The sequence below is a fragment of the Pseudoalteromonas sp. SWXJZ94C genome, from assembly GCF_015864385.1.
In the GTDB taxonomy this organism is placed as follows: Bacteria; Pseudomonadota; Gammaproteobacteria; order Enterobacterales; family Alteromonadaceae; genus Pseudoalteromonas.
Genome location: NZ_JADYXF010000018.1, coordinates 1 through 23,917 on the forward strand (window position 1 = coordinate 1; position 23,917 = coordinate 23,917).

Genomic DNA, 23,917 nt, shown 5'->3' on the forward strand with positions numbered 1-23,917 from the left:
ATCAAACAATATAGAGGGATAGCTACAAGGTATGAAAAGCTTGAACGGAATTATCATTCCATGCTCGCTTTAGCATTTACTATGATGTGGCTACCAATGTGGGCTGATTAATATATATACTACAAAGATCAACAGCCCCTAGCCTTATCAAAATTAATCATTACTTATGCCATTATATTTGCAGGCAATGCTTTTAAACCTAAAAGGGTTACTTTAAAATGCGCGCACTATGATTAAATTCTTATCTTTAAAATACATCACTTTTTTTATGGGTTTTATATCCTGCTTTGTGATGCATACAACATTTAATGTGCCGTTAGTTATTTCGGCAGCATTAACAGGACTTATCGGATCATTTATACCGTTTCCTAAAAGTGTTAAAAATCATCCTTATGCTGCTATTTATGCAGGTAGTTTTGCTGGTATGTGCTCTACTAATTTAATAACCAGTTATTGGGAAATTGCGATTATTTCGCTTATAGGCGCTAGTTTGTATGTGCTTACTATGAATATGTTTACTGGTTTTGGTGGAAAACTTGGCAGCGTTGCCTTTGCAAGCGTTGCTATATTTGTTTTAGCTAAAGGAATTGTACTATGAGCCTTGAGTATCCTCTTTTAACACTGCTTGGCGCATTCTTAACCTTTTTTTTAGCAAAGCATAATCGCTTTGACGCCATAAGAGCTTCTGCTTCGCTGTCTATAATTGCTTACTTAATTTTTAGCGCGCTAAATTTAAATCCAGATCTTTACAGCATTATATTTTTTGGCGGTACCTTTATAGGTATGAGCGCCCCACACCGTTTTGGCATATATACAGTGACTAACTCCGCTATTATTTTTTCAATACTTTTTGAGTATTTAGTCCCACGGCTTGATGGCTATGGTGGCGCACTTGGAATAAGTGCATTTTTATCGGTATGTATTTGCCATATTTGTATCACCCTTGGCGCACCTAGAAGTAAAAAGCCAATCAATTAAGTTACAGCTTACAACTCTTTATTTTACTCTAAACAAACGCACTACTTAGTAACCTATTAGAGTATTAAAAACACAAAAGTAAGTGTTGAATACCAAGCTATATTACAAAAACTCCTGCCCCCTAGCTCAATACCCACAAAAATATGTAATAAAAACAACCAAAATAATTGGTTAACCAAAAGCCAAGTATGTAAATAGTAATGCATTCTAAAAAATCACAAATTGGTAAGTTTTAATTTTTAAATTGGTATGTTAGATTAAAGTTAAGCGATATCAGTACCGCGCAATTTTTACTTCATCACACAGAGACAATAATGATAAAAAATACATCCACATTTAAACTTACGGCTTTAGCCGTTATCACCCCTTTACTTTTTACCGCTTGTACAAGCACGCAAAGCAATAACCAGCAAAGCGATGCACCAGTACCTGCAAGTAAATTTGATTTATCACACTGGAAAATAAATGTACCAGTAGATTTAAACAACGACGGTAAAATTGATGAAATAGATGTAGAAGAAATTCAGACTTACGCACACCCTGATTTTTTCTACCTTGATGAAAAAGGCTACATGGTATTTACCTCCCCTAATAAAGCGCTTACAAGTGCTAACTCTACTAATACCCGTAGTGAACTTAGACAGATGATCCGTGGATCAAATACTAAAATTAAAACTAAACATTCTAAAAACAATTTTGCTTTAGCTGTTCACCCGCTATCTGACCGATTTGGTTCTGTTGGTGGAAAAATGGAGGCAACGTTAAAAGTAGATCATGTTGCGCTACGCGCTACCGACCCTGATAAAAAAGCCGCTTACTCGGTTGTTGTAGGGCAAATTCACGCAGGTAAAGATCAGGCACTTATTGATACTAAACTTGGATTTGGTTGGGGTAATGAGCCACTTAAAATATATTACAAAAAATGGCCAGGGCACAAAACAGGCTCAGTTTTTTGGAACTACGAACGTAATTTACCTAAAACCAATCCTGATCGTACAGACATTACTTACCCAGTTTGGGGTAATACATGGGAAAATCCTAACGAGCCTGGCAGTGCCGGTATTGCACTAGGTGAAGAATTTAGCTACACGGTAAATGTGTATAAAAACGTTATGCACCTTACATTTAGCGCACAAGGGAAAGAAGACGTTAACTACTCTATTAACTTAGGTAATAACGTAGATGCTTATGGCAAAGTGGACGAAAAAGATCATCCACATGGTTACGCTGCAGATTGGCATTACTTTAAAGCCGGCGCTTATAACCAATGTAGTACTAAAAGCGCCAAAGGTATTTGGTACCCAGGTTGTTTAGGTACTGGCGATTGGACTACAGATAAACAAAATGGCGATTACGCTCAAGTAAGCTTTAGTAAACTGGAGTTAAGCCCAGCGACACCGCCAACAAAATAACTTATTAGGCTAAACAGCTTCAGATAAGTAATTTTTTAGTGATGTAAACAATGGCGTTGGTAGATTATTAATATCGCACCAGCGCCACTTTAAACATTTATTAGGCTCTTTAAGCTCAGGCTCTCCGCCTTCAAAATCAGCTTTTACATACAGCGTAATATAGTGTTTGTTTTCAGCTGTAAAAATATCATTGGTAAAATCAAGCTTAGTAATTTTACTTACCTTTAAACCTGTTTCTTCAAACACTTCTCGTATTGCACATTGCTCAACACTTTCACCAAACTCTAAATGTCCACCAGGTGTTGCCCATGTATTAGCACCATGCGCGCCAATGCGCTCACCTAGTAAAATTGTGTTTTGATGCTTTATGATAACCGCAACCCCTACTCTTACTAAGTTACTCATATCGTATTTTCTCTTATTTTTACTGCCCGCCATGCTGAACCACACGCTTTGTATTGTCAATTTTGTATTTTTAAAACCAGTGTGTTGATTAACTTTTAACCGACCAAGGTCGAATAGCTTGCTTGCTAAAAAAAGCCTACATTTTGTAAGGTCTCTCACACACAAATTTAGCTTTAGGAGCCTTACATGTCAGGCAAATATAAACAGCAATATAATGCCTTTAAGCAAAACCCAGCCCAATTTTGGCTCGAACAAAGTAAAAATATTCCGTGGTATAAAACCCCCACAAAAGCATACACACAAGACGACGACGGGCTTTATCATTGGTTTAGCGACGGGCAATTAAACACCAGTTTTTTAGCGCTAGACCAACACGTTATTGCCGGATTTGGCAAGCAAACTGCACTGATTTACGACTCTCCAGTCACTAATACAAAGCAAACTTATAGCTACTCACAACTACAACAAGAAGTTGCTAAATTTGCAGGCGTAATACAATCGTTAGGTGTTACAAAAGGCGACCGCGTTGTTATTTATATGCCAATGATCCCACAAGCGGTTATTGGTATGTTGGCGTGTGCTCGCCTTGGTGCTATTCATTCGGTGGTATTTGGTGGGTTTGCTGCACACGAATTGGCTGTACGCATTGATGATGCCAAGCCCAAACTTATACTTAGCGCCTCATGCGGTGTTGAAGTAAACAGCGTTATTGAATACAAACCACTTATTGATAACGCAATAGACTTAGCTTCGCACAAAGTAGAACACTGCGTTATTTATCAGCGCCCACAAGTAACCGCCAGTCTTAAGCCTAAACGAGATATAGATTGGACTCAGGCAATGCAAACAGCTGCAATCGCAGATCCGGTGCCTGTAAATGGTAACGATCCGCTTTATATTTTATATACCTCAGGTACAACGGGTACACCCAAAGGCGTAGTGCGCGAAAATGGCGGTCACGCAGTGGCAATGCAATACAGCATGGCAACCGTTTATGGTATGAAGCCCGGCGACGTATTTTGGGCAGCGTCTGACATTGGCTGGGTAGTTGGGCACTCTTATATAGTTTACGCACCGCTAATGTATCGCTGCGCGACCGTATTATATGAAGGTAAACCGGTTAAAACACCCGACGCCAGTGCATTTTGGCGCGTGGTTGAAGAGTATAAAGTAAATGCATTATTTAGTGCCCCCACCGCCTTTAGAGCAATTAAAAAAGAAGACCCAAATGCCGATGGTTTTAATCAATACGATACCTCTAGCTTAAAACGTTTGTTTTTAGCCGGCGAGCGGTTAGACCCTCCCACTTACGAGTGGCTTAAAGAAAAAACCAAACTGCCAGTGCTCGATCATTGGTGGCAAACCGAAACTGGCTGGGCTATTGCTTGTAACCCTATAGGGCTTGAGTACTTAGCAACAAAACCTGGCAGCTCTACCGTCCCTACTCCAGGTTTTGACGTGCGAATATTGGATATGGATGGCAATGAATGCGCAGCTAACGAGCAAGGCGCCGTGGTAATTAAACTGCCCCTTCCACCGGGTTGCCTTCCAACCATTTGGCAAGATACCGCTCGTTTTAAAGCAAGCTACCTAAATGAATACGAAGGTTATTATTTATCTGGCGATGGTGGTTATATTGATGAAGACGGCTACCTATTTATTATGGGCAGAACAGACGATGTTATAAATGTAGCAGGACATAGGCTTTCTACCGGCGAAATGGAAGAAATAGTAGCTGCGCACCCTGCTGTTGCTGAATGCGCTGTTTTTGGTGTAAACGATCCTCTAAAAGGGCAACTCCCTATGGGAATGATCGTGCTTAAAAATGATTTTATGGGCTCAAGTACCGACGTAGAACAAGCGCTTGTTTTAAGTGTTCGTAATCAGATTGGCGCTATTGCGTGCCTTAAAAATATAGTTAGCGTAGATAGGTTGCCCAAAACACGCTCGGGTAAAATACTGCGTAAAAATTTACGTCAACTAGTTGATGGCGAAGAGCTACAAATACCTTCAACCATAGATGATGCCAGTATCTTTGAAGAAATAAACCAACAACTAACACAAAGATAAACCCAACCAACCTATCTAAAGCCATTTTTATAATGGCTTTTTATTTCATCCTTATATTTGATCATTTTACTTAAGTTTAGGCTTAGGTTTAAGTTTTAAGGTTTAAGTTTTAATTTAACTAGCAACTGAAATTTTTTACAGCTTTATGCTTTCTTCTTTTAATAGCGTTATTAATTTAATCAATTTTAAAAGGAATGGTGTATGCCCCGCTTGCTACAAAAACTATTAACTACAGCCCTATTATTTATAGGCTTTGCCACACAAGCCTATGAAATAGAAGACTTAGGGGACGGCCTCCACCGCTTTATAGACGACAGACACCGCTCCGTATTTTTAATCACTCCTGAGGGCGCAGTTGTTACCGACCCGCTTAATAAAAAAGCAGCCACCTGGTTAAACAAGCAAATTAAAACTCGCTTTAACGTACCGGTAAAATATGTAATTTATAGCCATAATCACAGCGATCATATTTACGGCGCCGAGGTATTTAAAAGCCCGCACACCACTTTTGTAGCGCATAAACTCGCTGCGCAAGATATTAAAAACACACAAATGAAAACGGTAATACCCAGCCTTACTTTTGATGACGAGCTACTGCTTACTCTTAGTGATTCCACAGTAAAACTTAACTATCATGGTCCAAACGATGGTCGTGGTTCGGTTAGTATATTATTCGAAAAGCAAAAAACGTTGTTTGTAGTTGATTGGATTATTATTGGCAGAATGCCGTGGCAAAAGCTGTGGAGTTACGATATTCAAGGCATGATTAATTCAACTCAAGCGGTACTCAAATACGACTTTAATACTTTTGTAGGCGGACATGCCGATATTGGCAGCAAGGCTGGTGTAGCGCGTTACTTAAGTTATTTAGAGCTTTTGTATAGCCAAGTAACAGCAGGCGTTTTAGCCGGTAATACGCTTGACGAAATTAAACAAAATGTAAAGTTAGACCAATTTAGTGACTTTAAACAGTTTGATGCATGGTTACCACTTAACATAGAAGGCGTGTACGAGCGTTTAATGGAAGAGTCTGGTATGGGTTGGCGCAGCGATTTATAAGCTTGAACTCAGCGGACTAAGCTCTGAGCTCTAAACTCAATATTATAAGCATTGGTATTGGCGTATTTAACGCAGTACCAATGTACTTATTAATTAGTTAAATGACATCAAAAGCCATATAAACCACCTTTACAATATCCTTACGTTTGCTTACAGCACTATACAAAAAAAAGTTTATCCTAGGCTTAGGGCGTGTTGATCTTTGTGGATTGAAATTTGTTCAATCTAGGGGCGATTAAATCGCGGCGCGAGGTTTGTAACCTAGTGGGCTAAGTAAAAACCGAGTAACAAAGAGTTAATCGTCCCTAGAAAGAACCCAAAGGGCAGCGCATGTTTGGTCTTTATGCTGCGTTATCACCTATTTACGGGGAATAACCACACTACATAGGCTCTGCCTTGCCTAAAAACCAAACATACTGCTGCAAATTCAACCACCAAAGTTCAACACGCCCTAGTGTTAAGCTACATAGGACTAATAAACATGAACTTATCTTTAAAAATAGTTTTAGTAATGACGACCGCGCTTATTATGAGCGGCTGCACTGTATATCAACATGGTCCCAGTGCGCATAAACCACATAAAAAAGTCGTTAAAGTAGTTACGCCTGCTTTAGTAACTGAGCACAACTCTCTCAACATTATTATCGTAAAAGCCAAGCCCACAAAACAAGCGTGCACTAAACACGATGATCATTGGCATTGTAAGGCTCATTAACAGATACTTTGCTAAATAAATCACTAAGTTTCTATATTCTCAGCGTTAAATTAAATATTTTTGAATATAAAAAACCGCGCTAAAGCTTTTTTAAAAGTGCCTTAGCGCGGTTTTATATTTTAAATCTAAGTATTCTAAGTATTAAAAAAAGCGTATTAACTAAAATCGACCACCACTTCATAACGCCCAGGCATGTCGTTTACTTCGTATACCCAACCGTGTCGTTTTATTATTTTTTCGCTTAACTCCAACCCTAAACCGTAGCCAATATTGGCAGGCTTGTTTGTGTTATTAGCAGTGTGTGGCATATCAGTTTGTTCGCTGCTATTTACTATAATCACACGGCTACCCTGCTGAGTAATTCGCACTTGCCCTTGTTGCGTATGCTGATACGCATTACGTATTAAGTTAGTAAGCACAATGTGGCATGCGGTGGCTTCGGTATTAATAGTCGTATTTTGGTTATCGGTATTTATAAGTACATCAACTTGTTTTGAATTGAGTAAATAATCGAGTTCGTTACCCAAGGTCGTTATTTTTTCGGCTAGGTTTACGGGCTCTGGTGCACTTTGCTGGTCGTCATTTCTGCTAAGCCACAATAACGTCTCGGTTAAATCGCTCATGGTTAAACCGGCGCGCTCTATTCGCTGCAGTGTAAGGTGTTGTTTATCGCTTAAAGGCGCTTTTTCGCTTAAACGGTTAAGTAACTCAACGTTGCTGCGAATAACCGAAATTGGTGTACGTAACTCGTGGCTCGCATAACTTAAAAAGCGCTGTTCTCGCTCAAGGCTGTCGTGAGCAGAAAGCAAGCTACTGCGTATTAACGTTGCCAAGGTATTTAGTTCGTTATAGGTAAAGTCGGGCGGCGTGTTTTGTAAATTCTTTTGATTTAACGACTTAGCCCAACCACGTAGTGACTCTACTGGCTTAGCTATTTTTTTCATTACCATAAACAAAAAGAAGGTAAATAAGGCAATGGCTGCAAAACCAGTAATGGCTATCAATGTCATGCGGTGTATTGGTTTTACACTTCCCATTCTTTTAGGGCGATCTTTTTCAAGCATAATGCGCGATATATAACGCGCCTCGCCATTTGGGTTTTGATAGTAAACAACAAAAAACAAGTCTGCAGGCATAGTAAACAATGAGGTATTATCTTTCACTTTTTGTAGTACACCTGCTTCATTTGGCGCTACTTCAAATTTTTGCTGTATTATTTCTGGCATGTCTTCCCAACGGCTCGCCACATTAAATCCAACAATATTTTTTGGCTGCCCATCTTCAATCTCAGTGGTTTGCGAAAGCTCAAACATAACTCCGTTTAACCCTCGGTCTAAGCCATCAATAAAATAATTAACACTTAAAAACGAAAAGCCAATTGCCATTAATGAACTTAAAAGCACCATGGTGGCAAAAAAATACAACCTCAGGCTGGGTCTAATTTTCATGCTTGTGTCTCATTTTTTAATTTTAGCGCAAACCCTACACTGGGTATTGTTTCTAGTACGGCTTGGCAATGCGCTTGCTCTAGCTGTTTACGCAAATGATGAATATGCACTTTTAAGCTATTGCTGTCTGGCTGATCGTCGCCCCATATTGCTTGCATAATTACTTGTCGGGTTACCGGTTTTTGCTGCTCTCGTACAAGCACTTCTAATAACTTAAAAGTAATGGGTGATAACTTTAAACTGTGCGCTGCCACTGTTGCTGTATGCGCGGTTAAATTAAGTGTTAAGTTAGCAAATGTAAGTCGCTTTACCTCACCACTTTTACGCTTTGCTAATACTTGAACCCGCGCTACTAGCTCTTTCATGGCAAATGGTTTTACTAAATAGTCGTCACTACCGGCTGCAAACCCCTCAAGCTTATTGTCGAGGCTATCGCGCGCTGTCAGCATTAATACTGGTATATCAATGCCTTGCTCACGCAATGTTTTACACATGGTTAAACCGTCCATTTTGGGCATGTTTACATCTAATATAATCATTTGATATTGATTACGTTCTATTAAATTTAAACCCATTACGCCATTGCTTGCATGGTCACACTCTATTGACTCAATTTCGAGATAATCAACAATGGTGGTTGCCAAGTCTATGTCGTCTTCAACCAGTAGTACGTTTATCATTAAGAGGCTGTTTCCTGCGTTTTATTTTTAGCACCTAGCGATTTTAGCACAGCATCAATACCGCGTTTAGCATCGGTTTGAATCATCAATAATGCCGGTATAAGTATTAAGGTAATAACCGTGGCAAACAAAATACCGTAGCCAAGTGATGCCGCAGCAGGGATTAAAAACTGTGCCTGCATTGAGGTTTCGCTAAGTAGCGGCACTAAGCCTGCGTAAGTTGTAATTGAGGTAAGTAATACCGCACGCAAACGACTCGTACACGACTCAACTATGGCATCGTGCGTGCTCATGCCCTCCTCTTTTACTAGTTCGTTAAAGCGCGAAACAAGTAATAGGCTGTCGTTTACAACTACCCCACTGAGCGCCAAAATACCATTTAACGACAATATACTAATGGTTAAGTCGTTCCACCAATGCCCTAAAATAGCGCCCACAATACCAAACGGAATTGCCACCATGATTAGTACAGGTTGAATGTACGATTTAAGCGGAATAGCCAGCAGCACGTAAATCACTAATAAAGCCGCTACAAACATAGTGCTCATTGAACTGGTGGTTTCGCTTTGTTGTTCTGCCTCTCCTGCAAAATACACACTTAAATTAGGAAATTGCTGTGTTAACTCTGGAATTAAGTCGCGCTTTAAATTAGCAACTAACTCGTTTGGAGCAATCACGTTTTTATCTACTTGGGCGCTTAAATAAATTGCACGTAGTCCATCAATGCGGGTTATTTCATCTTGCTGATATTCACTGCTAATTGTGGCTACGTTAACTAGCGGTACAACGGTGCCATCAGGCAGGCGAATACGCGACTGCATTATATCGGCAGGTGTTTTACGAGCATCTTCTGGGTAGCGTACACGTACTTTAACTTCGTCTTTATTACGTTGGTAGCGTTGTACAACTGCACCACCAAAGGCTTGCAGTACTTGCTTTGATAAACTGGCTGTATCCATTCCAAGTGCACGCCCTTGTGCATTTAGGGTAAATTTAAGCTGTGGCTGACCTGGGTTTAAGTTGTCGTCTATTCCGTTAACGCCTGCGGTATTTTGTAAGCGCTCCTTAAATAGTGCGCCCGCCGCCATTACGGTTTCGTCGTCCCACGCTTTAAGCTCAACTTTAAAGTTATCGACCATTTTACGCGTGGCTAATATTTGTAATTTTTTACTGCCCTCAAGGCTACCTGCTACGCGCTGCCACTCTTGAGCAAATTCGCTTGCTGTAAAAGCGCCTTCGTTTAATAGCTCAACACTTACTTCACCGCTGGTGTCGCTACTGCTAACAACTTGAAGGCTGGTTATTTCGCTTTTGTCAGAGCTCAACTTGGTCATTAAGTTTTGCTCAGCTTGTAATGCACTTTGCTCTAGCGTTAGTAAATTTGTGTTTGTTTGCCCATAGGCTGCGTCGTTTTGCATAACTAAATTGGCTGTTACGGTGTCGCCTGCAATACTTGGGAAAAAACCAACTTTAACTGTGCCTGTCATTGGCATGCCAATAACCAGTATAAAAAAGGCGATAAACGCAGCCACTACGGCGTATCTAAAGCGCAGTGAAAATTCAATAACCTTGCAGTAAATGTTTTTGCTAAACCAGCTTAAGCCACTATCAGCACCATGTTGTATTTTTGACCACAGACCCCCTAAGCCTTTTTTAACTTGGCGTTTAGTACTAATGTGGGCTAAATGCGATGGTAAAATAAGTTTTGATTCAACAACTGAAAGCAGTAAACAAATAGTTACTACGGTAGCAAATTGAGAGTAAATTTTACCTAAGTTACCTGATACATTCGAAAGCGCCACAAACGCAGCCACCGTGGTTAACACCCCAAATATTGTTGGCACAGCAACCTTCATGGTGCCTAAAACTGTATTATTTAATGTATCGCCATGTTTTTTACGTGTGGTGTAAATACTCTCGCCTACAACAACGGCATCGTCTACCACTATACCCAGCGCCATAATAAAGCCAAAGGTGGTCATTTCGTTTATGGTCAGTGCGGTGTAGCCATCGGTCATAAAATAAAGCGTACCAAAAAATACAAACGGCAAGCCACCAGCCACCCACAGCGCTACGCGTACGTTTAAAAATATGGCAAGTATTACAAACACCATAATAATACCGGTCACGGCATTTTTAGTAAGTAGCGATAAACGATCGGTGATCATGGTGCTTTTGTCGTGCCAGCTTTCAAGCTCTACGTTTTGAGGTAATAAACCGCTTTCGTGCCATTTATCTATTACGCTATTAGCTTGCTCAACAATGGTAGTTATATCGCTGTTATCGCCCATTAAAATTTCAACGCCTACGGCATTTTGTTGGTTATAACGGCTTAATGAGTTGCTATCTTCGGCAAATGAGTCGGTAACGGTTGCTACATCGCCTAACTTAATTTGTGTGCCTGATGCGGTTGTTAGCAATACAATATTGGCAAAGTCGCGCTGCCAGTAAGCTTGGTCAGCGGCTTTTAAGCGTATAATTTTACTACTATCGCGTAAACTAGTCGAAAGCGGGCTTGATGACTCATTATTAATGACCTCGCTTATATCGCTAATAGTTAAGCCATAGGCTTGGAGTTTACCTTCGTCGATTTCTATGGACATCATCGGGTCAATCACACCCGACTGCGCTACGTCGCTAATACCTGATTGCGCTAATAAATCGGCTTTAAGTTTTTCGCCCAGGTTTTGTAATGTATGGCGATCGGCATCCCCAAAAAGTTGCAGCGTTAATGCATGATCTTGCCTACGGGCTTTATCAATAACAGGTTGCTCAGCATCTGCCGGAAAGTTATTAATAGCGTCAACTTGGTTTTTAACGTCAACAAGTAACTCATCGAGTGAGTAATCAGTACTTTTTTCAATGCTTACATGGCTGCCGCTAGCATCGGATGTAGAGGTAATACGTTTAATACCTGATACGGTTTCGAGCGCTTCTTCAATTTTTAACGCTATTCCTTCTTCGGCTTGCAATGCATCGCCACTGTCGTAAACCACCGACACCGAAATAATATCCGGCTCTAAACTCGGAAATGCCTCTTTACGTAAAGTCGAAAGCGACATAACCCCCATTACAATCACACTAACTAACAATAAGTTAGCGGCAACAGAGTTATTTGCAAACCAGTTAATAATACCGTGCAGCGGGTTATTATTACTGGGTGATTGAGGTGCTTGATAAGGGCTCATTATTGTATCTCCTCAACAATTGGATTTACTTTCATATCGCTTAGGTAACTTACTAATGGGCGCGTTACTACTTTTAAAGCACTTTGCTCTGCAACTGGCGAAATATATACGTAATCACCACGCTCAAATACTTTATTGGCTTGTATGCTTACTAAGTTGTTTTGATCATTTACGTACCAAATTGAACCATCTTGAGATACCGCAGAAGCAGGTAGTTTTATTACGTTACTTAACTGCTTACCGGCAATTTCTACCGCTAAAAATGTGCCAGGCAGTAACGGCGTTGCTTGCTCAAACGGTTTATCTAAGGCAACAATTACACTGCGTTGACGCGAACTGTCATCAAGGTGTTGCTCAAAACGTGCAATGTAACCATTCCATTTAGTATTGGTGGTTACATCAGTTAAAATAACCTCGCCTGATTTATTATTTGCTAGGTTTTGCCACTGGCTTAATGAAAGCGGCACGGTTATTTCTATTTTGTCGGTACTGTTTAGCGTGGCAAGCGTATCGCCAATACCTACATAAGTACCTAAATCTATATCGCGCGATAAAATAACAGCGTCAAATGGTGCACTTAACTGGGTGTTATTTACATCACGCAGTGCGGTTTTAAGTGCATATTGTGCTTTATCGAGCGTAGCTTGCGCGGCTTCTAATTGCAGCGTTCTAAATACAAGCGGCGAGCTTGGTGCTTGCGTAACGCCTGAGCGATCCCATTCACGTTTTGCCTGCTCACCTAAATCTTGTTCTTCTTGCAGTGCTAGTTTTGCATCAGCCAATGTTGCTTTTGCGCTAGCTAGGGCCTGTAAGTATTCGGTGTCATCAATTTTTGCAAGCACTGGCCCTTTAGTTATTAAGTTACCGGTCGCAAATTGCTCGCTCATACTGGTTACTTCGCCTTTAACTTGCGCTTTTAAGCTAAGTGACCAATGCGCTTTAGCTTCACCATGCCCACTAACATAAGCCTGATAAGTGCTCGGAGCTGCATTAATTACCGATACATTTGGGGCAATAGCTTTAATAGCGGCAGGTTGTGGGCTATTTGCTTGTTCAGCCATTTTTTGACCGTTATACATAATAGCAAGTCCTATACAAACAATAGCAACAAGCGTTACAACAACCGGTGTTGGCGAAATTTTCATGACGATACTCCAAGGCCCAAAGCGAGGCCTAAATCTATGCGGTTAGTTAAAATGGTGTAGTTTATTTGGCTAAGCTGAGCTTGCAGGTCGTATACTTTTTGTTGCACTGTTAGCAAATCTAAAATATCAACCAAACCTTGTTGATACTTACTTTGATAGTTACTAAAGCTGCTTTTAGCGCTGGCAAGTGCATTGCTAATTTGCAGTTGTTGCTCAGTTAATGATTGCTCCTGCCCGAGTGCATTTTCAACTTCGTTTACCGCACTTAGTAGCGTATCTTGGTATTCCCAAAACGCTTGCTCGGCATTTAATTTTGCAATATCAACTTGCGCACGCAGTGCTCCACCTTCAAATAAAGGGGCACTTAAACTACCCAATAAACTCCACACAGGGCTAGTTAATAATGCTTGGCTTGGCGTGCTTGCTAAATCACTCAGTGATGCCGAAAGCGAAATACTCGGTAGTAGCTCTTTGTACGATACATCAACCAAGTAATGCTTTGCCTGAATGTTGTAATAGGCACTTTGTAAGTCAGGTCGGCGTGCCAAATCTTGCTCTGGTAATGTACTTAATGGCTCAATAACGCTTGGCAGTGTTAATGTACTTGGCAGGTTTTGAAGTTTATCAGTGCCTACAATTAGCATTAAAGCACGCTTTGCTTTTGCTATTTTTTCTTCGTAATCGGCAATGGTTGCGCGAGTAGATGCCGTGCTAGTACGGGCGGTATCAAGCGCTTCTAAATCACCTAACCCATATTGGTAGCGCTCTACAATACTTTGCTCATTATTTTGTAAAACAACTAAACGTTGTTGCTCTATATCGAGTAAATTTTGCTGCAAAATAATATTTAAATAAGTACGAATAACACTCGCTACTAATGTGTCTTTAGCACCTTGATAAGTAGCTTGGTTACTGGCAATAGTCATATCTTGCGCGGCTACGTTGTCAGCAATTTTTTGCCATATATCGGCTTCCCAACTTATACCTACTGATGAGCTATATTGCGTGCCTTCGGTCTCACTGCGCTGCGCGTCAAATCCTGCATCTACACTAAACCACTGACTTGCAGCGGTTACATCACGCTGCGCATAAGCTAGTTTTAATGCAACATGCACTTGATTAAACGATGGATTATTAGTAACAGCTTGCTCAATAAGCGAATCAAGCCCTTCAATATCCACCAAATCGGTAATGTAATTTACTTGCTGTGCGTTACTTTGTGTGTACTGCCAGTTTGCATGTTGCTTTAGCGACTGCTCAGTACTATTACCTTGATAGCTTGGCTGACTACTGCATGCAGCAAGCGTGCAACTAAGTGCAAGTAACAAACCGGTTGAGTGCTTTTTAAAATAAACCATTTAACTATGCCTAATTCATACCATTGCACATAGCTTATTCGGTCGAGGGTTAAGGAGAGGTTAAATGGCATTAACCTATTTAATTTTGATTAATAAATTTATTAAAAATACTAAGTCGATGCAAACTCATATTTTAAGCTATTTTATAGGTGGTAATTTTGTTCAGCTCCTACATTTAATAATGAGAAAAGCTTTCATTAGTTAAGTATATGAGTACTTTTTAGCTGAACTTAAAATATTTACATTAGCTATACACCTTTCTACTTTAACGTCTCTTTGTTTTTTAAACCCTTGATTAGTTAAAGGTAACATTCTTATTTTTAACATAAATACCGACTTCGAACTGTGAAACGCAATTGATATGCGTTATCATTCGCAACATTATTAACTTCTAATATTAACAATAATGAACAGACTTATTAAATTTACCCCTATTTTATGCGCACTCGCTTTAGCAGGTTGTGGAAGCGGCTCGGGCAACAGTGCACCATTATTTACCCAATCAAATTTAAGTTTTACGCTTAACGAAGATACCGCTTTTTCAGGACAGGTTTCAGCCACTGACGACGACCCGCTTAGTTATACTTTGGCGCAATCGCCAAGTAACGGCATTATTACATTAGAGGCTAACGGTGAATTTACTTACACACCACACGCTGATTTTTTTGGTGAAGATAGCACGACTATTTCAGCAAGTGACGGCAGTTTAAGCGCTGATGTTGTTGTACGTTTTATTATTGAAAACATTAATGATGAACCTACTATTTCAACAACTAATGTTACATTTACTACCTCAACAACAAGTGTAGGTAAAATAAATACTAGTGATGTTGATAGTGATGCAGTGAGCATTACGCTACTTACACCGCCAAGTAGTGGTGTAATATCTATAAATAGTGAAACTGGTGAATTTAGCTATGAGGCACAAACACTCACTACGCAAAATGATGAATTTACCGTTAGTTATACCGACGGCATTATAAGTGAGCCATTAACTGCGACTATTTCACTTAGCCCCTCTTATGTAACAAATGAAGACAAACGTAACTACTACTACAGCTCAGATAAGTCTCATTTAAAACAAGCCGATTTAATAACAGAAAATATTAACGATGAACTATCTCGTTATAGTATTTATCAAACTCAAGCTGCAGCTTATGCGCGCGCTGGTTTTTTAACTACCGCACAAGAGTATTTAGCGCTGATTAATGAACAAACAGCCTATGCCGATGGGCTTTTAAAAGTAGCCAGTGCACTGGATACGATTAATCGCTCTGAGCAAGCTATAGAATATAGAGAGCTAGCTTTAACATCTTATAACCAATACCTTGCTGAAAAAGGATTGGATAATATAGACAGAAATGATGCATCTTGGTTGTTAACTATTACACGAGACTATTTAGATGCATTACAACTGTCGCAAGCAACTAGCTTAATTGAACAAATTGAAGGCTATGCATTAAACGCAGCACAGGATGAGTTTACAACTACATTTGGGTACTTTATTACTGCATTTTCAAGTGCTGCAAGCTCAACTCTTGAATCATATGCAGCGACACCCACTGCTGAAAACTTAGAAACTGCAAAGTTATTCGCTAAATCGTTCGCTCAATTAAGTAATAAAACAGGCTACGTAATAGCAAAAAATGGTGATTATAAAGGAGAGCCAACTCACCGCTCTCGTATACTATATTTAGCATGGTCGGCAGAGTTTTTATTACAAACTAATCAGTTAGAACTTGCACGTGAATATACTAATAAAGCACTCGCTCTTTATGGTATTACTAATTTCGATAGTAATTATAATTATGCTGCCTCACCTTATTCACAAGCAACTCTTAGCTACTACCCGTATGCACTAAGTAATTTGGCTACACTTATCGAGGCGCTGTACGACACAACTCAAAACCCTGCATATGAACTAATTACATCTGAGTGGGAGCAATCATTTGCACAACGCTCAATGGTTTCATTTATTGTGGCGCACCGTTTATTAGCAGGCGAAGATGCAACAACAGTACTCGATGAAGTTGCTCAACCTTTTAAAGATAAAGATGAATATAACGTGCTATTTCAGGGGTTAACCGATACTACAAACTTACCTGGTACTGCACTTATTTTGAGCCAATTTAATCGAAATGATTTAGCTCAACAAGTAATGAATTATGCCGGTGACTTACTTATTTCAGATGAGTACATACAAGCCGAGAGTTATGCAACGTATCTTACTGGTTTTAGAGGCTGCTCTGCTTTTGTTGAAATAAGCGGTCGCGTTGGTATGGATGAAAAAGTTCAAGCTGAAAAGTGCATTACTATGCTCGAAAAACTACAAAGCGGTGAGCTACAAACACTCTCATCTAGCAGCCAAATTTCAGTTCATAGCAATGTAATAATGACGCTAACTCGATCTGGCTCAACAGATGGTATCCCAGCTATATATACGCAATTACTTAACCATATATCAGAACTAGAAACCCCTGAAGATCGCTTTGAGAACCGCTTAGAAACACTTGGTTTTATGATTGATGCGGGTTATTCAACACAAGCATTAGACACATTTACTTTATCGGTTGAAGAAATTACGCCTTTAATTTCAGAGTTTGATAGCAACCAATTAATCGATCTAGTTGAGCTTTTAAAAGAGTATATTTTAGATATTGAAGCGCCTAAAACTGGGTATTTCACTATTTACAGTGCGTTGTCATCTATGGGGGCTAATGCTCAAAACATTAATGACTATGAAGCTAAATACCAAGGATTTAAAGCACCAACGTCTACGTTAATTAATACTTTAGAGGAACGCATTACTGCGCTTTCAGACACCGCATTACAAAGTAATATGATGGACTTAGTTTCTGCTCATGTGCTTCTTGGTGATAATGCTAAAGCAATTTCGTTAATTGAAAATAGCGTAAATGGCTCAGCAGATAAACTCAACCTTTATACTGAAATGGCAAGTTTAATAGCTGCCCGTGATGACTTTAGAGAAAAAGCAGTTGCCAGTGTAGATACCGATCACGACGGACTTCCTAACTTTTTCCTACCAAATGTAAGCGAAGACGACATAACAGCCTCAGGTTTAATAGCCGATCAAGATGCCGACAATGACGGCATTATTGATAGCGAAGACAGTACTCCACTTGGTAATTAATTAAGAGATTTAAATGCAGACACCTAGCACCTTAGCGTGTCTGCTTTTGCTTACCCAAAACGCTTATGCAGCGAACGAGCAAGAGCAGACCGACCAGTCAAAACCCATATGCAGTACTTTACAAAATGAAGAAAAAAAACGTTGTGAAGCCTTAGAACACATAGAAGTAAAAGGTCAGTACATAGGTATTGAAGTGCCTGAAGTAATTGGTCGCTCATACCTCGACCGTAACTTTATAACCTCGACCGCTAAAGGTAATGGGGATATAAATGAGTTAATTGCCCTCCTCCCTGGAGTACAACTCAGTAACGACGCTTTTAGTATTGAAAGCTTGGCTGAAATTAGCGCACCCGAAATATCTATTTCTGGCGCGCAACCTTGGCAAACAGGGTTTTCGATTGATGGCATGAACTACAACAACCGTATTGATCCCGCCAGTGCTACACGAGTTACAGCTACCAGCAATGATGTGTCGGGCGGTGTGCAAAGCATGAATGTAAATTCAGATATTGTTGAATCAATAACCGTGTACGACCATAACATTCCAGCCGAATTTGGTGGTTTTTCAGGTGGAATTGTTGATGCTAAAACCAAAAGTGCTTTTGCAAAAGACAGCTTTAGCTTTGGTGTGCGTGGGAATCAAAGTAGCTGGGGAGAATACCATTTTCTTAAAGCTGATGAAGAGTCTGGACAACGAAATGTTGATGATGAAGCGCTAGAAGCCCCAGAGTTTAAAAAAATAAGTTACTCATTGAGCGCCAATAAACAACTCAATGAACGCCACGGACTTATGGTAAGCGTTAATTACCTTACCAGCGACATTAGTGATTTTTCACTGGGTCAACCAAAAACGCAAAGTCGCCGAAATATTAATGCATTAGTTAAATATGGATACAAAAATGGTTGGGTCGATCAGCTTGATATTAGTTTAATGTACGCCCCTTACGAAGTTGATAACTTTATTGTTGATACCAAAGACAGTAACTTTCACTTAGAAGGTGGAGCAGTAGGCGGCGTAATATCGCTAACAGAAAATTTAAGCTTTGCTACATGGCACAGTAACCTTAATGTAAATTTAAGCGATAGCAGTCGAGAGTCCCCAGATCACTTTTATAATTGGTTGCAGGCAAAAGGAAAGCAATGGGGAGAATTTGCGGACCAAGGATTATCTAATACGCGTTACTCAAAGCAAGGTGGATATGGGGCGCTCGATAACACACAGTTAACCACTAGTTGGAAAAACACTCTCGATTTTAATACGTTTAAATTTTTGAGTGTAGAGCACAATATTAAAGCTGGTATAGAGCTTATACACCAAGAAGTGAAACGTGAACGTTTTCAAAATAGTTACACATACGACTCTCCTATTATTTGGTCAAGCGCCAGTGCACCACTTAATTGCAGCGGTTACACGCTTGATTGCCAATCGCTTGAATCTGCTATTTCTATAGAGCAACTTACCGAGCAATTGGGAGGGAGTATTGATTTTAATAACCCTGAACATATTGCAGCTTATAGCGATAACATTGTAAGTACTGCACAGTATTTTAATGGTCGTAAAGTTACACCTGCTGAATATATAAATGTAGGACTTAACCGTGGCGCTTTATATATCACCGATCATTTAACGCTTGGTCATGTAAATATTAACTTAGGAATGCGCTATAACTATGATGATTTTTTAAAAAATCATAACTTAGCCCCGCGTATTTCGCTTGGTTACGATGTGTTTAATGATGGACGTACAATAATAAGCGCAGGCGTAAACCGTTATTATGATTCAGGAATTATTGGTTATAAAATAAAAGAGCAACAAAACTTTTCGTATAACGAATACCGCCCTATCGAAAACGGCTACTTACAAGGCTGGTTACCCTCTAATTACACTGGCGCATTTAAATATCGTTTTAACGATGTGCAAACACCTTTTGATGACGAGTTAGCTTTTGGTATAGCTCACTCATTTGAAAAAATTGGTAACTTTTCACTTAAGTATGTAAAACGGAAAAAGCATCAACAATTGTCTCGCTCAACTGCTGATACGCCAAGTGAAGATGGCTTCAAATATATTGAAATAACAAACAGCGGTACAGGTAGCTCTGAGCGTTACTCGATTGCATGGAGTGCACAATTTAAAGCACATTCATTCTGGGCAAATGCTTCATATGCGCAAAATAAAGTGTCAAACGACAGCTACAATGCAACCGCAAATAACACCCCTCTTGATGAGCTAGTTTATTACGTTAATGCTAAAGAAGAAGGTGAACTTGTTACACTTAACCAGTTATCTCAAATTCGCACCAATTTTGGAACTCCCGTAACCGGCGCTATGGGTTGGAATGTTGACTGGCTTGATTCACTTAGTACAGGCTTAAACATTACCTATAGTGGTAGCTTTGATACAGCTGTTAGCACAGGCGCGAGTGAAAGCGTTGAGCTAGACAAGAGCTGTATTAGTTGCCCTATTACATCTACTTTGGTTGATGTTTATGAGCAACGTGTTATTCGTGCCCGCACTATGGTCGGCTTAAGCTTACGATATAATCCTAAAATTAGTGAAAAACACAACGTAGAAATACGCGCTGATGTATCTAACCTTTTAAACGCCCGTACTTACAATGTAAACGAAGGAGCCGCTGGCATTGAACCTGGTCGAATGTTTTGGCTTGGAGTAACTTATAAATATGATTAAGCTACTTGGTTTAATAACATTATTACTCCCCCTTAGTATGCACGCTCAACAATACAGCAACACAGAGCTACGTGGTTTGTATAGTAAGAGCCAAGTAAATTGGCCTGCCATTCAAACCAGTGATGAGCGTATAGTTGAGCCTCTTTCGCTATTGCCAATAGCCACTCCACGGGCAGAGCACGTTGCACTTGGCAATAAGCTTTTTCATGATACACAGCTTTCACGCGATAAAACCGTAAGCTGCGCAAGTTGTCATGAACGAGATAAGGGTTTTCATGATGGTCGTGCCACTGCAATCGGTATAAATGATCAAGTGGGCACCCGCAATACCCCTGCAATTTTTGGTATAGATCAGTGGCAAAGTTTTTTTTGGGATGGTCGCGCTAAAACAGCTGAGCAACAAGCACTTATGCCCATTAGCAACCCAATTGAAATGGACTTAGATCCACAAAAAGCTTTAATGCGAGTCAATAAAGATAAAAGCTATACGGCATTTAATAAAAGTGCTTTTAATTCAAATACGCTCTCCATGGCACAAATGGCAGAAGCCCTCGTAGCTTTTGAGCGAACACTCATTGCACCTAATACTCGTTTTAAATCATTTATTAATGAGGTTCAGAGTAATCCAAAAAAAGCGATTAGACACTTATCAGATAGTGAATTAAACGGGTTACATTTATTTAGAACCAAAGCAAAATGTATGACTTGCCATAATGGCGCGCTATTAAGTGACAACCAATTTCATGGCACAGGGCTTCATTACTACGGTCGCCACTTTGAAGATAAAGGACGCTTTAATATTACAAATAACCCAAGTGATATAGGGTTATTTAGAACCCCATCATTACTAGGTTTAACACAAACATTTCCTTGGATGCACAATGGGCTTTTTGATGATCTACTGGGTATAGTAAACATGTACAACCATGGTGGAGCAAGACCTAAGCCCAGAAAAACCCAGTTGAACGATCCACATTTCCCTAAAACAACGAAACTACTAAAGCCATTAAAATTAACTAAGCAAGAGCGTTTAGATCTCGTTGCATTTCTAAGAATTTTATAAGTTTTGCAGTTGTTCTATCAACCATTTATGAATTGGACTGTTATTAGTACGAGGATGCCATGCGGCTATTACTTTAAATGTAGGTGGTAGCGCCTGCGTTTTAAGCTGTTTAACTTTGCTGTTTGGTAATAATCTTGATGGGTAAAACGCCAACATATCGGTTGTATGTAAAATGTCGGGCACTGCTGAAAAGCTCGGTACCGACATAACAATATTTCGCTTTAAACCCTTATTTGCAAACCATTGATCATGTGATCCGCGTAAATTAGCGCGCGAAGGCGACACCACCAGCTGCGGGTGCGCTGCAATTTGCGAGAGTGTTAAGGGCTCATTTTTAAACTCATTTTTAAAACCTGTAATACACAAGTGCTGCTCTTCTAGCAAAGTGACATATGCCAAGTTGTCAGGAATAAACTCAGGAAAGCTTATCAGCAAATCAAGCTCGCCTGCCGTTATAAGTTGATTAACGTTGTCAGACGCAAAGTCGCGCACAATCAGCTTTAAACCCGGCGCTTCGCGGCGGGTTATATTAAAGAGCTGAGGCAATAACGCCTGCGTTGCATAATCGGTCGCACTAATAGTAAATACCCCTTTGTAGCTTTGTGGTGTAAATAACTCTGGCTCTAGCAAGGTTTCTAGTTGTTTTAATATATGAATAATAGGTTGCTGCATAGCGAGGGCTTTAGGGGTCGGCACCATACTATTACCTTGGCGTATAAATAAACGATCATCAAATAAATCGCGCAGTTTTCGTAACTGCTCACTAATTGCTTGCTGAGTTAAACCCATTTTACGAGCCACTTGCGAAAGGTTTTTTAAATCAAGTAATGCGTTAAGCACTCTGAGCTGTTTAATATCGAGCCTATTAATACCATTCATAATTGTATCTAAAACAAAAAACTGTTGTTTCAAATTGTATCTTTAAAACTCTACCCTTACCAACATTGCTTAAGCAGCAAATTGCTGATTAAGCCCATCACAATATTTCACCTCGTTAAATACGAGGTAATAAGCCACTAAGTTTGCTTTAAGAGAGAGTTTTAATGAATCACCCTATTTCAGATACCAGCACGTTATTTTCATCTGTAGAACTTGGTCCTTTCACGCTTAAAAACCGTATTGTAATGCCACCACTAACACGCTCTCGCAGCACTCAGCCGGGTAATATCCCTAATGAATTAATGGCTGAATATTATGCGCAGCGCACGTCGGCTGGCTTTATAGTTACCGAAGGCACGCAAATAGAACCTCGAGGTCAAGGCTACGCTTGGACCCCAGGTATTCACTCGCAAGCACAAATTGAAGGCTGGAAAAAAGTAACAAAAGCCGTACACGCTAAAGGCGGTGTTATTTTTGCTCAGCTTTGGCATGTAGGCCGTGTATCGCACACGTCGTTACAACCAAATGCAGATAAACCGGTTGGTCCTTCAGATATTGTTGCTGACAATGTAAAAGTATTTATTGAAACCGCACCTACTGAGGGCGCGCTTGCTAACCCAAGTGAACCCCGAGCCCTAGGCACTGCTGAGGTTGGTGAACTAGTAAATATGTATGCTCAAGCTGCACGCAATGCTTTAGAAGCAGGCTTTGATGGTGTGGAGCTTCATTGTGCTAACGGCTATTTAGTTAATCAGTTTATTTCTGAGCACACTAATAATCGTGACGATCAATACGGTGGAACACTTACTAATCGCCTGCGCTTTTTAAAAGAGATAGTGGATGCTGTGAGTGGCGTAGTGGGTGCCGATCGTTTAGGTGTACGTTTTGCTCCTTTGTTTGCAAGTACAGATGAAACAAGAGTGTATTTAGGGCTTGTAGAATCAGACCCTCACCACACTTATGTAGAAGCTGTAAAAATACTTGAAAAAGCAGGTATTGCTTATCTATCAATTGCGGAAGCTGATTGGGATAACGCCCCTGATTTACCAGAACAGTTTTACAAAGCGGTAAGAGCTGAATTCTCTGGTCGCATTATTTATGCTGGTAAATATACAGTAGAAAAGGCAATTCGTATTTTAGGTGAAGGTTACGGTGACTTATTTGCATTTGGTCGCCCATTTATAGCTAATCCTGATTTACCAGAGCGTATAGCGAATAATTGGACGTTTAACGAAGCCGATGCAGCGACTATGTATGGCGGCACCGAAGTGGGTTATAGCGATTACCCGTTTTATCAAAAGTAGCCAACCTAAACTCTAAACAATATCTGGAAATGGTATAGAACCAATACGGTTTTATACCAAGTAGCTTAATTAAGCTACCTGTTTTGAGGTAAGAAAACGGTGTTGATAACACTGCTGAATTTGTTATTAGTTGTTCTCGGCAATTGCTCTACTTTACTCTACTTTGCTCTACCTTCTGCATTTATGCAGTCGTATAGCAGTCATTTTTTAATAGAGTTAACGTTAGATTTAATCTCTCAAATTGATTAAGTATTACTGCGGATTGGTATTAGCGTCAAGAATAGTAAAGATAAGTAAAAGGGTGTAAAGCCTCCCTGCATTGCTCTTACATGCAGTTGGCATTCAGTTTCAAACGTCAATACTAGCCATG

The 23,917-nt window shown here is 39.9% G+C and carries 17 protein-coding genes and 1 pseudogene; 11 read left to right on the forward strand and 7 right to left on the reverse strand.

The features are described 5' to 3' along the window. The 4 genes and pseudogenes from I6F65_RS09395 to I6F65_RS09410 all read left to right on the forward strand — a co-directional run. Window positions 1-111, forward strand: a pseudogene (locus I6F65_RS09395) (IS5/IS1182 family transposase); the annotation flags it as partial. A gap of 181 nt (window positions 112-292) precedes the next feature. Continuing rightward, window positions 293-598, forward strand: coding sequence for a hypothetical protein (locus tag I6F65_RS09400; RefSeq protein WP_033024453.1), 306 nt, complete (start codon window positions 293-295; stop codon window positions 596-598). Next, on the forward strand, window positions 595-978 hold the full coding sequence (locus I6F65_RS09405) for a hypothetical protein (protein WP_024611953.1): 384 nt from the start codon (window positions 595-597) through the stop codon (window positions 976-978). Before I6F65_RS09400 ends, I6F65_RS09405 begins: the two co-directional genes overlap by 4 nt. Before the next feature lie 314 nt (window positions 979-1,292). After that, complete coding sequence (locus I6F65_RS09410; protein ID WP_197112596.1) at window positions 1,293-2,390, forward strand: polysaccharide lyase family 7 protein; 1,098 nt, start codon at window positions 1,293-1,295, stop codon at window positions 2,388-2,390. Window positions 2,391-2,399: 9 nt separating this feature from the next. On the opposite strand, the gene I6F65_RS09415 is transcribed toward I6F65_RS09410, so the two are convergent. Next, window positions 2,400-2,795 carry an NUDIX hydrolase gene (locus I6F65_RS09415; protein ID WP_166111582.1) on the reverse strand — a complete coding sequence of 132 codons (396 nt, stop codon included), beginning with the start codon at window positions 2,793-2,795 and terminating at the stop codon, window positions 2,400-2,402. A gap of 186 nt (window positions 2,796-2,981) precedes the next feature. Between I6F65_RS09415 and I6F65_RS09420 the strand changes: the two genes are divergently transcribed. The 3 genes from I6F65_RS09420 (at window position 2,982) to I6F65_RS09430 (ending at window position 6,639) form a co-directional block, all read left to right on the forward strand. Continuing rightward, complete coding sequence (locus I6F65_RS09420; RefSeq protein WP_197112597.1) at window positions 2,982-4,865, forward strand: propionyl-CoA synthetase; 1,884 nt, start codon at window positions 2,982-2,984, stop codon at window positions 4,863-4,865. 201 nt (window positions 4,866-5,066) lie between these two features. Next, on the forward strand, window positions 5,067-5,924 hold the full coding sequence (locus tag I6F65_RS09425; protein WP_197112598.1) for an MBL fold metallo-hydrolase: 858 nt from the start codon (window positions 5,067-5,069) through the stop codon (window positions 5,922-5,924). Between the two features lie 481 nt (window positions 5,925-6,405). Then, window positions 6,406-6,639, forward strand: coding sequence for a hypothetical protein (locus I6F65_RS09430; RefSeq protein WP_197112599.1), 234 nt, complete (start codon window positions 6,406-6,408; stop codon window positions 6,637-6,639). A gap of 155 nt (window positions 6,640-6,794) precedes the next feature. On the opposite strand, the gene I6F65_RS09435 is transcribed toward I6F65_RS09430, so the two are convergent. Genes I6F65_RS09435 through I6F65_RS09455 form a run of 5 tightly spaced genes read right to left on the reverse strand, consistent with a single transcriptional unit; the run spans window position 6,795 to window position 14,458 of the window. Next, a complete protein-coding gene (locus tag I6F65_RS09435; RefSeq protein WP_197112600.1) occupies window positions 6,795-8,087 on the reverse strand; it encodes a HAMP domain-containing sensor histidine kinase in 1,293 nt (430 codons plus the stop codon). Beyond that, a complete protein-coding gene (locus I6F65_RS09440; protein WP_169045092.1) occupies window positions 8,084-8,767 on the reverse strand; it encodes a response regulator transcription factor in 684 nt (227 codons plus the stop codon). Before I6F65_RS09440 ends, I6F65_RS09435 begins: the two co-directional genes overlap by 4 nt. Beyond that, window positions 8,767-11,955, reverse strand: coding sequence for an efflux RND transporter permease subunit (locus I6F65_RS09445; RefSeq protein ID WP_197112601.1), 3,189 nt, complete (start codon window positions 11,953-11,955; stop codon window positions 8,767-8,769). The genes I6F65_RS09440 and I6F65_RS09445 overlap by 1 nt, the downstream gene beginning before the upstream one ends. Beyond that, window positions 11,955-13,100: an efflux RND transporter periplasmic adaptor subunit gene (locus tag I6F65_RS09450; protein WP_166111603.1), complete on the reverse strand. Its 1,146-nt coding sequence runs from the start codon at window positions 13,098-13,100 to the stop codon at window positions 11,955-11,957. The genes I6F65_RS09445 and I6F65_RS09450 overlap by 1 nt, the downstream gene beginning before the upstream one ends. Beyond that, window positions 13,097-14,458, reverse strand: coding sequence for a TolC family protein (locus tag I6F65_RS09455; protein WP_197112602.1), 1,362 nt, complete (start codon window positions 14,456-14,458; stop codon window positions 13,097-13,099). The genes I6F65_RS09450 and I6F65_RS09455 overlap by 4 nt, the downstream gene beginning before the upstream one ends. 406 nt (window positions 14,459-14,864) lie before the next feature. Between I6F65_RS09455 and I6F65_RS09460 the strand changes: the two genes are divergently transcribed. The 3 genes from I6F65_RS09460 to I6F65_RS09470 are packed head-to-tail and all read left to right on the forward strand — an operon-like array spanning window position 14,865 to window position 21,364. Then, entirely contained in the window at window positions 14,865-17,609 is a 2,745-nt protein-coding gene (locus tag I6F65_RS09460) for an Ig-like domain-containing protein (protein WP_197112604.1), read from the forward strand. Between the two features lie 13 nt (window positions 17,610-17,622). After that, a complete protein-coding gene (locus tag I6F65_RS09465) occupies window positions 17,623-20,301 on the forward strand; it encodes a TonB-dependent receptor plug domain-containing protein (RefSeq protein ID WP_197112606.1) in 2,679 nt (892 codons plus the stop codon). Further along, window positions 20,294-21,364, forward strand: a complete 1,071-nt coding sequence (locus tag I6F65_RS09470; RefSeq protein ID WP_197112608.1) for a cytochrome-c peroxidase — start codon at window positions 20,294-20,296, stop codon at window positions 21,362-21,364. Before I6F65_RS09465 ends, I6F65_RS09470 begins: the two co-directional genes overlap by 8 nt. Here I6F65_RS09470 and I6F65_RS09475 read toward each other — a convergent pair. Then, window positions 21,359-22,276, reverse strand: coding sequence for a LysR family transcriptional regulator (locus I6F65_RS09475; RefSeq protein WP_197112610.1), 918 nt, complete (start codon window positions 22,274-22,276; stop codon window positions 21,359-21,361). The genes I6F65_RS09470 and I6F65_RS09475 overlap by 6 nt on opposite strands. Before the next feature lie 131 nt (window positions 22,277-22,407). Here I6F65_RS09475 and I6F65_RS09480 point away from each other — a divergent pair, with 131 nt between their 5' ends. Then, entirely contained in the window at window positions 22,408-23,547 is a 1,140-nt protein-coding gene (locus I6F65_RS09480; protein ID WP_197112612.1) for an alkene reductase, read from the forward strand. Window positions 23,548-23,917: the final 370 nt, after the last annotated feature.